The organism is Moorena sp. SIO3H5 (genome assembly GCF_010692395.1).
Taxonomy (GTDB): domain Bacteria; phylum Cyanobacteriota; class Cyanobacteriia; order Cyanobacteriales; family Coleofasciculaceae; genus Moorena.
Genome location: NZ_JAAHHS010000743.1, coordinates 1 through 1567, shown reverse-complemented (window position 1 = coordinate 1567; position 1567 = coordinate 1). Strand labels below are relative to the sequence as shown.

Sequence of the window (1567 nt, the reverse complement as noted above, 5' to 3'; positions counted from 1 at the left end):
AGAAAATCTGCACAGTGTGCTCACCTATTTCACCAATCATCATCACCAAATGGCCTATGCCGAAACTCGTCAAGTGCATCGACCCATTGGCAGCAATTCTCAGTTTGGCCCTAGCGATTGAAACGCATGATGTATGGTGATTGTGTCGGTGCCCTCATGGTTTGGAGGATAGGCATTAATGGCAATACCTACATCAGGGTGGTTTGATTCAGTCGTCCGTTCATTACGCCAAACATTAGCAGCCCTACCAGACAAGCGAACAGGGAAAAACACCAGCTATACGATGGAAGACGCTGGCCTGAGTGCCTTTGGGGTCTTTTTTACCCAAAGTCCATCCTTTCTGGACCATCAAAAGAAGATGGCCGATGCCAAAGGACGCAGTAACGCGCAAAGCTTATTTGGAGTGCATAACATACCGAGCGACAACCAGATTCGGACGTTACTCGATCCTTGTGCTCCGCAAACCCTCTTTCCGGTCTTTGAGGAGATTCTCCAGCAGCTAGAGCAAACCAATACCCTGGAGCGGTTCCGTGCCTTTAACGACACCTTATTGGTGGCGATGGATGGCACTGAATACTTTAGTTCGCAGACGATTCATTGCCCTCATTGCTCAAGCCGCACCCTCAAATCAGGTAACACTCATTACTTCCATACTGTGGTGACTCCAGTCATTGTCTGCCCCGGCAGCTCTGAGGTCATTTCATTCGTTCCAGAATTTGTGGTCCCTCAGGATGGTCATGATATACTCTAGACGGCTAAGAGTTGGACTTTTTTGAACGACTGGAAATTCCAACTCAATAGGCTCTCTAGCTTTGCTTTATGGTCCGTGTTCGCCTTCTCAAGACATCCTGAAATGGCGGCCTTGAAGGACTCAAAATCTTCGTAGTATGTTGAGTACAAACAGTCGTTTCGCACAAACTTCCATAATCGCTCAATCAAATTTAGATGAGGGGAATACGACGGCAGATACAACAGCTCAATGCCCAAAAAATACGCCACATCTTTCACAAACGGACACTTTTGATAACGGGCATTATCCAGCACAATCGTGATGGGAATCTCCAAGCCAAGGTCGGCCAATGCCACCAATAAGTCCACCACACTTCCCGCATTGATATAGCTCTCATTGGTGATCGTCACCACCTCTTTAGTCACCGCATTGATAGCCCCCAAAACATTGAATCGCTTACGTCCCGATGGCGATGGAATAAAAATACGGGTGAAACACCACACAAATCCAAGATAGGCTCGATGAACAAAATGGGCAGCATCGACAAAGAAGACAGCTCTGGTTCCGGCTTTTGCCTCTGCCAAGAGCGGTTCGAGTTGGTGTTGACGGAATTGTTCTTGTTCTTCAATCTTGTCGGGGTCTGACCCTTTGCCGGGAATAAATCCAACCTTTCGGCACTTCATCCCGATGTGTTTAAGAAACGCTTTAATTTGAGTTGGACTGCGCTTGAACCCAGTCAGTTGCTCAATTTTGGATTGAGCGTCAGCCACCGTTCGGGGGGGATGCTCCTTGAAGTAGGCTTCTATGGTGTCTGCATGATCATTGACATATATGACC

The 1567-nt window shown here is 47.5% G+C and carries 1 protein-coding gene and 1 pseudogene; one reads left to right on the top strand and one right to left on the bottom strand.

Annotated features, from left to right (window positions below):
* Positions 1 to 178: 178 nt before the first annotated feature.
* A pseudogene (locus F6K52_RS36160) lies at positions 179 to 742 on the top strand (ISNCY family transposase); the annotation flags it as partial.
* A 5-nt stretch (positions 743 to 747) separates the two neighbouring features.
* Here F6K52_RS36160 and F6K52_RS36155 read toward each other — a convergent pair.
* Positions 748 to 1567: IS630 family transposase (locus F6K52_RS36155; RefSeq protein WP_293090021.1), on the bottom strand; the 820-nt coding region annotated here is incomplete at its 5' end.